The organism is Phreatobacter aquiterrae, from assembly GCF_053471285.1.
On sequence record NZ_JBJPHW010000004.1, the window covers coordinates 298416 to 307063 of the forward strand.

At 64.2% G+C, this 8648-nt stretch carries 8 protein-coding genes; 5 read left to right on the top strand and 3 right to left on the bottom strand.

Translation table 11 applies throughout. The features are described from left to right. Positions 1-106: 106 nt before the first annotated feature. A complete protein-coding gene (locus ACJ4V0_RS08940) occupies positions 107-1327 on the bottom strand; it encodes a cytochrome P450 (protein ID WP_448299224.1) in 1221 nt (406 codons plus the stop codon). Positions 1328-1525: 198 nt separating this feature from the next. Next, positions 1526-2818 carry a flavin-dependent oxidoreductase gene (locus ACJ4V0_RS08945; protein WP_448299225.1) on the bottom strand — a complete coding sequence of 431 codons (1293 nt, stop codon included), beginning with the start codon at positions 2816-2818 and terminating at the stop codon, positions 1526-1528. Positions 2819-3067: 249 nt separating this feature from the next. Here ACJ4V0_RS08945 and ACJ4V0_RS08950 point away from each other — a divergent pair, with 249 nt between their 5' ends. From ACJ4V0_RS08950 to ACJ4V0_RS08965, 4 genes are all read left to right on the top strand, one after another. Then, positions 3068-4021 (top strand): sensor histidine kinase, encoded by a 954-nt coding sequence (locus ACJ4V0_RS08950; RefSeq protein ID WP_448299226.1) that lies wholly within the window; start codon positions 3068-3070, stop codon positions 4019-4021. A gap of 306 nt (positions 4022-4327) precedes the next feature. Then, positions 4328-5563: a tyrosine-type recombinase/integrase gene (locus ACJ4V0_RS08955; protein WP_448299227.1), complete on the top strand. Its 1236-nt coding sequence runs from the start codon at positions 4328-4330 to the stop codon at positions 5561-5563. 91 nt (positions 5564-5654) lie between these two features. Further along, complete coding sequence (locus tag ACJ4V0_RS08960; protein WP_448299228.1) at positions 5655-5891, top strand: helix-turn-helix domain-containing protein; 237 nt, start codon at positions 5655-5657, stop codon at positions 5889-5891. Next, positions 5888-6157: a hypothetical protein gene (locus tag ACJ4V0_RS08965; RefSeq protein WP_448299229.1), complete on the top strand. Its 270-nt coding sequence runs from the start codon at positions 5888-5890 to the stop codon at positions 6155-6157. Before ACJ4V0_RS08960 ends, ACJ4V0_RS08965 begins: the two co-directional genes overlap by 4 nt. A 182-nt stretch (positions 6158-6339) precedes the next feature. On the opposite strand, the gene ACJ4V0_RS08970 is transcribed toward ACJ4V0_RS08965, so the two are convergent. After that, positions 6340-7608, bottom strand: a complete 1269-nt coding sequence (locus tag ACJ4V0_RS08970) for a hypothetical protein (protein ID WP_448299230.1) — start codon at positions 7606-7608, stop codon at positions 6340-6342. 441 nt (positions 7609-8049) lie between these two features. Between ACJ4V0_RS08970 and ACJ4V0_RS08975 the strand changes: the two genes are divergently transcribed. Next, on the top strand, positions 8050-8610 hold the full coding sequence (locus ACJ4V0_RS08975) for a PGN_0703 family putative restriction endonuclease (RefSeq protein ID WP_448299239.1): 561 nt from the start codon (positions 8050-8052) through the stop codon (positions 8608-8610). The last annotated feature ends 38 nt before the right edge of the window (positions 8611-8648 follow it).

Consider the following 8648-nt stretch of genomic DNA (forward strand, 5'->3'; position numbering starts at 1 on the left):
GGACACGAAGAGCTTGTCCGCCGGGGCCGCGGAGCAGGACGATGGCCGCTCCGATAGCATGGCGGCCCGCAGGCGTCATGCGCGCGCGGGCGACGCAGCCGTGCGCTCAGGCCGCGGTGACGGCGAGCGGCAGGGTCTTCAGGCTGCGCAGGTTGTTGTTGAGCGTGCGGGTCGGCGTTCCCACAAGCGCCAGCGATCCGACGCGGGCCAACATGGCCTTCAGGACCGCCTCGCCCTCGAGACGCGCGATCATCTGGCCGATGCAGATGTGAACCCCGGCTCCAAGGGCGAGCTGCCCCAGGGTCTGGCGGGTCACGTCGAAGGCGTCCGGCCGTTCCCACTGGTCGGGATCGCGGTTGGCCGCCCCGAGCATGATCAGGATCTTGGCGTCGTTCTCCACGGTGACGCCGTCGATCTCCACCGCCCGCATGGTCTGGCGGCAGACGTTCTGGATCGGCGTCTCCAGCCGCATCGCCTCGTCCAGCGCCTGGCGGATGCGGGCCGGATCCTGCTTCAGCAGCGCCCATTGCGACGGGTCCTTCGCCAGATACCACAGGGCCGCCGAGATCATGCTGCTGGTGGTGTCGAGGCCGCCGCGCAGGAAGGACCGGACGAGGAGCGGCGCCGTGTCGTGTTCGATCTCCCCGGCGTCGGCGGCGAGGAAGATCTTCTCGCCGAAGCCGCCGGGCACCATGGCCTCGCGCTTCATGCTGTCGAGATACCAGTCCCAGATAGCGTCCGCGCGGCGCTGGGTGTCCTCATAGCGCGCGTTGCGCGGTCCCTGACCGTCGAAATTGAGGGCGCCGAGCAGGAAGAGGTTGTCGCGCCGCTCGGGAGAATTGCGCAGTCCGAGCGCCTCCGGGAAGGTCGTCGACACATAGGTCTCGGCGAGATCGTGCACGCCGCAGAACGCGCCCTGCGCGACAAGGCTTGTCACGAGGCGATCGGCCGCCGTCTCGAAATCCTCCCGCCACTGGCGGATGAGCCCCGGCGACAGGATGCGCTGGAGCGCGGTGCGCACCGAGGTGTGCTGCGGCGGGTCGACCTCGACGATGGGGCTCGGAGCGCGCCAGGCGCCGGGCTTTCGGATGTCGGCAAGGCCTGAACCGCCGGTGGACGAGAATGTCTCCCAGTCCTTCAGGACAGGCAGGATGTCGCGATGACGCCCCATGGCATAGACGCCGTAGCGCGGCAGGAAGACGACCGGGCCGGCATCGCGCACCGCAGCGTGCATGGCGTGAGGCTCGTTCAGCACGTCGTCGGCGTAGGGATCGACGTCGAGAACGGGCGGAAGACGGGGGGAAGCGGCGGCAGCGATGTCGGACACGCGCATCTCCAGTCGGTCGCACAGGCGAAAGCTCCGGCGACGCAGATCGCATCGCTCTACAATACGCCTGTATCGTTCAATCTTCAGAACAATCGCCGGAGTGTCAATGGATCTCTGGCGTGCCGCCCGGACATACCTCGACCGGCGCGCAGGAGGGCAGACAGCGGCCAGATTCCGGCCCGCTGACGAGCCCTGTCTTCAGGCCGCCGGGACGGAGACGCGCGCGCCAGCCGCAATGATCGGCGGCGCGGCGTTGAGCTGGTCGATGGCGAAGCCCGCAGCCGCCTTGTAGCCGGCCATGAACGCGGCGCGCTCGTCCGGCGGCACGACATCGTCGATGTCGTCGAAGGTGCCGCCGCAGCGTTCGTCGACGAGGTTCAGCAGACCGAAGGGTCCGGCGCCGCGATTGCGCAGGATGAGCTGGGAGACGGGTCCGCAGAGCCGGTGGTCATAGGCCGCCAGCGCCGCCGGGGTGATCCCGTGCTCCAGCATGGCGGCGCCCAGCACCCGGGCATCGATGATCGCCTGGCTCGCGCCGTTGGAGCCGGTCGGGTACATGGCGTGGGCGGCATCGCCCAGCAGCGCGACCGGCCCGTCCTGCCATGTCGGCACGGGATCGCGGTCGATCATCGGATTCTCGTAGGCCCCATCCGAACCACGGATCAGCGCCGGCACGTCGAGCCAGGCCCAGGTCCAGCCGTCGAAGTGGTGGATGAAGTCGTCGATGGCCACCTGCCGGAACCAGCCGCTCTGCTTCCACCCCTCGGCAGTGTCGAGGGTCACCTCGGCGATCCAGTTGATCGTCGCGAGGCCCGTCTGCGGATCGGGCGGGGATATGGGATAGATGACCATGCGCTGGCGATGGGTGCCGAGCCCGACGAAGGAGGAGCCGGAGCGGATCGGGCGGGCCTGCGTGGTGCCGCGCCACATCAGCGCGCCGCCCCAGTGGATCGGCGGCTGATCGGGGTGCATCTGGGCGCGGATGGCCGAGTGGATGCCGTCGGCGCCGATCAGCAGCGCCCCTTCAAGATCGCGTCGCGTTCCATCGGCCTGCTCGACCTCAACCTGGACGCCCCCGGCCGTCTTCGCATAGCCGGTGACCCGGCACCCCGTCCGCACGGCGTCGGCCCCGAGCCGTTCGGTGACGCGGTCGAACAGCAGCATGTGGAACTGCCCGCGGTGAACGGCATATTGCGGCCAGCGATAGCCGGCGAGTCGTCCGCGCGGCTCGGAGTAGATGTCGTTGCCGTTGAGGCCGACCAACGCCCACTCCTTCGCCTGCACTCCGACTCGGTCGAGGTCGGCCTCGCCGATGCCGAGATCTCCAAGTTCGCGGACGGCGTTCGGCTGCAGGTTGATGCCGACCCCGAGCGGGCGCATCTCGCGCGCCGACTCCAGCACCACGCAGGGAATACCGATGTGGTGCAGCGTCAGCGCCGTCGCCAGGCCGCCGATGCCGCCGCCGGCAATGATTACGGGAGGAGGGGTCATGAGCGCGTGGCCGTTGCGTTGGGGAATGCGTCCATAGCCGGCCGGCAACGAGCGGTGCAAGCCGGGCGTTTGTGGCCGGGCGGTTCCTGCGCACACGGTCCCGGGACGACGCGGTTTTCCCGCCGACCCTCAAAACTTCTGGGCTTTGGCCACGATCACACCTAGAGTCGGTATTCTGCAGGATTGACATGGAGCTCCGCGCTGCCGGACGTGCCCACCCCTTCGATCTGGACGGCGGAAGCCCTTCGATTGGCGATCACAGCGGCCGGAGTCGCCCTGTGGTCGTGGGACGTCGAGACGGACGCTCTCGACCTGGACGAGGCTGCCCGGCATCTCTGGAACGTCCCCGACGGCGTCGCTTCGGTGCCCTTCGAGAGCTTGTCCGAACGCATCCATCCGGCTGATCGGAACAGGGTCAAGGAGGCGTTCCACGCGACCCGTGCCGTCAGCGGGTCATACGAGATCGACTTTCGGATCATCGTCGACGACGTCGTGCGGTGGATTTCCGCACGCGGTCAGGGCCATGACGCCTCGGACAGCCAAGCGGTCAGCTTCGGCGTGTTCCTCGATGTGACGGCCAGGAAGCAGGCGGAGGAGAGCAATGAGCTTCTCGCCGGCGAGATGAGCCATCGCGTCAAGAACCTGCTCGCGATCGCATCGGGCCTGACGACCCTCACGTCGCGCTCGGCCACGACTGCCGAGGACATGGCCCGGCAGCTCACCCAGCGCCTGATCGCCTTGGGGCGCGCCCATGATCTCGTCCGGCCGACGCCCGGCCAGCGTGGAAACGCCGCCCTGCTCGGCGATCTCCTGGCGATCCTGCTGCAGCCCTATGACGAGGAGGGTGTGTTCGAGGGTCGGATCCGCATTGCCGTTCCAAGGGTCGGAGTCGGTGAACAGTCGGCCACCACCTTGGCTCTTGTCTTCCACGAGCTCGCGACCAATTCGCTCAAGTACGGCGCGCTTTCGGGAGACAGCGGTTCGCTGGACCTGTCCGGCGAAGATGAGGGCGATGCCCTGACGCTGAAATGGATCGAACGGGGCGGCCCGACCATCGCCGCCGCGCCCGATCGGGCAGGGTTCGGCAGCAAGCTTGTGGAACGCAGTGTTTCGCAGCAGCTCGGAGGTTCGATCCAGTCGGAGTGGCTGCCCGAGGGAGCGATCGTCACCTTGCACATGAGCAAGTCGCGACTGGCGCTTTGAGCCGTCGCCTCATTGGCAGGCGCGCAATCCGCAGGGGATGGATTGGCGCCGCGGACGACGCCGTGCGACCGCACATCACGCCGATGACAAGGCCGCGAACTGCAGTGCTCCATTGAAGGCGCTGGCGGAGAGGGAGTCCGCCAAGACTCATGCCGTTGGCGTTCCTGGCAGTTCAGCTGTCATCATCCAGTAGACTGATATAACATGCATTTTTGAATAGTGGGGTTCATACTCGTTCGTATTGCATCGCCCCAATCCGCGATCTATGTGTGGGTAGATATATGGGTAGTGGGTTAGGGGGCGCGAGTGACAAACGGCAAGCGGCTGGCTCCGGTCTTCGTCCAAAACGTCACCGAACCGGGCTACTATTCCGACGGGCTCGGCCTCTATCTACAGGTGCGAGGGACCGCCAAGAGCTGGATTTTTCGCTACCGTGTTGATGGTCGCCTTCGCGACTGTGGCATCGGGTCGTTCAACGCCGTCACACTCAAAGAGGCCAGGGAGAAGGCCGCGCGCTGCCGCAATCTTCGCGCCAACGGTATTGATCCGATCGAGGAGAAGCACCGCGCCAAGGCGAAGGCGCGTGCGGATGCCGCACGGGCGATGACATTCCAGAAGTGCGCCGAGGCCTATATCGACGCTCATCAAGCCGGCTGGAAGAACGAGAAGCATGTGGCCCAATGGACCTCTACGTTGACCTCATATGCCTATCCGGTCTTCAAGGAGCTCCCGGTGTCATCAATCGACACCGCGATGGTCTTGAAGGTGCTTCAGCCAATTTGGAACACCAAAACAGAGACCGCTTCGCGTGTACGCGGTCGGATCGAGAGCGTTCTGGACTGGGCGCGCGTTCGTGAGTTTCGCGATGGCGAGAACCCCGCTCGGTGGCGTGGTCACCTCGACAATATGCTCGCGGCCCGCTCCAAAGTCTCCCGCGTCAAACATCACGCCGCGCTCCCCATATACGAAATCCCGGCCTTCATGACAGCGCTCCGCGACCAGGCGGGAATCGCAGCGCGCGGTCTTGAGTTCTGCATCCTCACTGCGACCCGTACAGGTGAGACAATCAGCGCCCGGTGGAGCGAGATCGACCTGCATGCAGCGCTGTGGACGATCCCGGCCCAAAGAATGAAAGCTGGGCGCGAGCATCGAGTTCCGCTGTCTAGCGCAGCTATCGGCATCCTGACCGAGATGCAGAAGTTGCCTTTATCCGACTTTGTGTTTCCCGGCGCCAAGGCTGACAAACCGCTGAGCACCATGGCCTTTTTGATGCTGTTGCGGCGCATGGAGCGCAACGACATCACGGCCCACGGGTTCCGTTCTACCTTCCGTGACTGGGTGGCCGAACGGACGGATTTCCCCCGCGACGTGGCCGAGATGGCATTGGCTCACTCCGTGTCAGACAAAGTCGAGGCGGCCTACCGACGCGGGGATTTGCTCGCCAAAAGGAAAGAGCTGGCGGAGGCATGGTCCGGGTATTGTGCCTCAAAACCTCCGTCCAAGCACAACGAGAGCCAGCCCGGCGCAACGCTAGCGGTCTAAGTCGTCGTTCGATGCGGACTCTCTGATCGGCCACCGAGCCGACCTCTATATCGCCTCGCCCGCAACGATCGCGGGCAGGCAAGGAGGCCAAATGATCAACTCAGCAGAGAAGTCGGCGAGACCAGGCGCGATGTCCGTCAACGACTTCGCCACTTGGGCCGGGCTCGGCCGGACGACGGCATGGAACGAAATTCGCGAAGGCCGCTTGCGTGCCGTGAAGGTATCTTCGCGAACCCTCGTCACAATGACCGACGCAGAACAATGGCTGATCTCGCGGCCAACCGTGGTCGAAGCGCGCTCCCGTCACGTTCGTGGTGCCGTTCGATGACCCCCGCCGAGAAGATTATCGCCGCCGCCATTCGGCCTTGTGACACCCCCACGGTTCGAGACCAGATCAGACAGCTTGTTGAACTCAAATACCACGTTCAACGGAAGACCGATCATCAGCTCAAGATTGGCCCGGTGAATTATTATCCGGTGCGCGGCACAATCACCTTGGACCCCTGCGAAAGGCACTCGGAACGGGGCTTTACCGCCCTTCTGGAGCTTCTGGAGCGCGTGCTGGCTTCGCAAATCAACACCATGTACCTATGATCAGATTTGCAGAAACGCTCTGGGTTATATGCGCCGAGAGGATTGCCAAGCCATTGACATTGTGTGATTTTTACGAACCCCCTCCACTCGTCGTTCGCGTCGTTGTCGTTCTTCGATCCAACGTCAACGAGAACGCAGTCGAGAACGTAAGTTAAGTCCTTCCTTGCGCTTTGCGCACCCCACTATGACCGCAGAGAGAAGCCGGGTGCCCACTGTTCTGGGAGCGCCATTCGCTCCTGGTCTCGCCGGAAAAACTCAATTTCCTCCCCCGCGTACATGCGATCAAACTGGCGTTGCGTCAGCCACGACCTGAAGTCGACCTGAAGTTGGGCCTTCGTCCAAATGCTGTGTGAGCCGCCGGCCAACTGGGCGCATTCAATTGACCCGCCCGACCGGGCCGGCCATGGCTTGAACACATCCCGCACCGGCACACCTACGCGATTGCCGCCCGGCTTGACGACCGTGAATTTCTCCTCGCCGCCCAGCTGCTTCGTGATGTACCGGAACCACGACCAGCACCGGGCCACTGCTCCCGCGTCACTGTCCCGACGTGCAACCACCAGCCGGAACGCCTTGCCCGGGATTTCGTCACGCCGCGCCAGCCGCGCCAGGGCTTTTCGTGACCACTGCTCGAACTCCACTCGGAGGAGCCGGGGAAACGACATCAGGATGTGGGAGTGAAAGCCCCTTTCCGGCGCGGCTTCATGCACATAGACCCAATGTAGGTCATGCTGGTGCCTCGGCGACCGCATCCACTTCTGGGCCTCATTCAGGTAGCGACCCATCAGCTTCGCAGCGCGCCGGTGGTCGTGGATTCCCATGAGCTCCCAGAGAATGATGACGTGGGCGTTCATGATGGCACCATGCTTCACCATCGAGAATGAAATGGCATCGTAGAGGCGGCCTACGTGAAGAGCTGTCAGGGCGGAAGACTGCCGCCTCGGCTTAGGCGCCGCGAACGGGTTGGCGACTACTTTCTTTCCTTCGTAGCCAGGCGGCGACGGAAACGTCAGCCCCTCAATGTGCGGCCAGATCTTCGTGCCATTCTCGTGCAGATGGATCGCCAGGGTGCGGTCCCCGTCATAGGACGGCAACGGCGGCTGATCGGGCGAGTAGGGCTCCTGCGGCGGCAACGATTCATGCGACTCGCCTAGAGGCACGAATTCGCCTTCTTCGGCTGCGCCGCCGAACGTCGTGGCCAATGCCGGATAGTGGGGCCTGATCCGCTCGAAGTGCCTTCGTCGCAGCTTCTCGCCTCTAGCGGGCGGCGGAGCGGGAACAAGGCTGGAGATCGATCTCGACGACTCGCCGCGACCTGTTCGCGCCCACCTAACCAATGCTCGAACACGTTCATCGGGATCTTCGAGAAGCCCGCTTTCGATGAGGTTTCTGGCGAGTTCGTCGGGATCGCCGATGGTCTCCAGCCATTGCAACTGATCGTCGGTCGGCAACGTTCAACTCCCTCGGAACCGGCGCTTTAGGCGGCCGAAAAATCGCCAGTCCCTAAAACCTGTTCATCAGCATGGCTAAGTCATTGATATAAACAAGGTCGGACCGCTTTCGGTAGGGGTCAACGGTCAAAACCGGAAAATCGGCTTCTGAAATCGATTCCCCCGAAACTCATCCCTGCCTCAGCCGAATCCCTTTCATCGCTGCCGGCCCGGCGGCGGCGTATGAGGGATGCTTCATTGACACGCTCGACCAAACCCGCCCGCACTGCCTCCAAGGCTCTTGTCGCCGGTACCGCCGCCGCTTCTCCGGCCGCGATTGCCTCCGAGGCCCCCGCGCCGCCCGCCATCCTGGGCAATGAATTCATTTCCGAGCCGCGGGCCGCGAGGCCCATTCGGGTGCCGTTGGTTCCAGAGGCAATCCTCAAGTAGCATCACGCCTTCATCTCGACTGACACCCGATTTCGGTCCGCCGCCCGGCTCCTGGCTTCGTACTGGCGTGAGGATCAGAACATCCCGATCGGCGCGCATGTCACCGACGAACCGAAGCCCAAGCATATCAAGCTCGGCTCGCTGCTCAGTCTTGATGCAGCCCGCGCCGGCCTGAACTTCATCAATACCGACGTCTTCAACCTCGTTCGCCACTCCCTCATGCTTCGTGAGGAAGGAGCCATGATCGACGAGAACCGGCTCTACTCGAACGCGCTTTCGTCGATGCCCCTCTGTTTCAACCTGCTCGGTCCGATGGCGCTCGACACCACTCTGGCCACCAAAGTCTTCGCCGCCCTCCTGCCGGGCTTCGTCCGCACGGTCGTCAGCATCGACTTCGAAACGAGCCCCGGCCGACGTGACGCCCGATTCCTCAACGACGGAACCGCTCTTGACGCGGCTCTTCAGGTCATCACCCCCGACGGTGTGTCAAATCGCTTCCAATCGCCACCCCTATTTCGCGTCCAAAGCAGGCCCCCATTGAGGGCGCAGATGCGAGCGGCCGCCCCGGCGTAGCTGGCCAGGGTTTCGCAGCCGGGGCGGCCGCGTTTCCA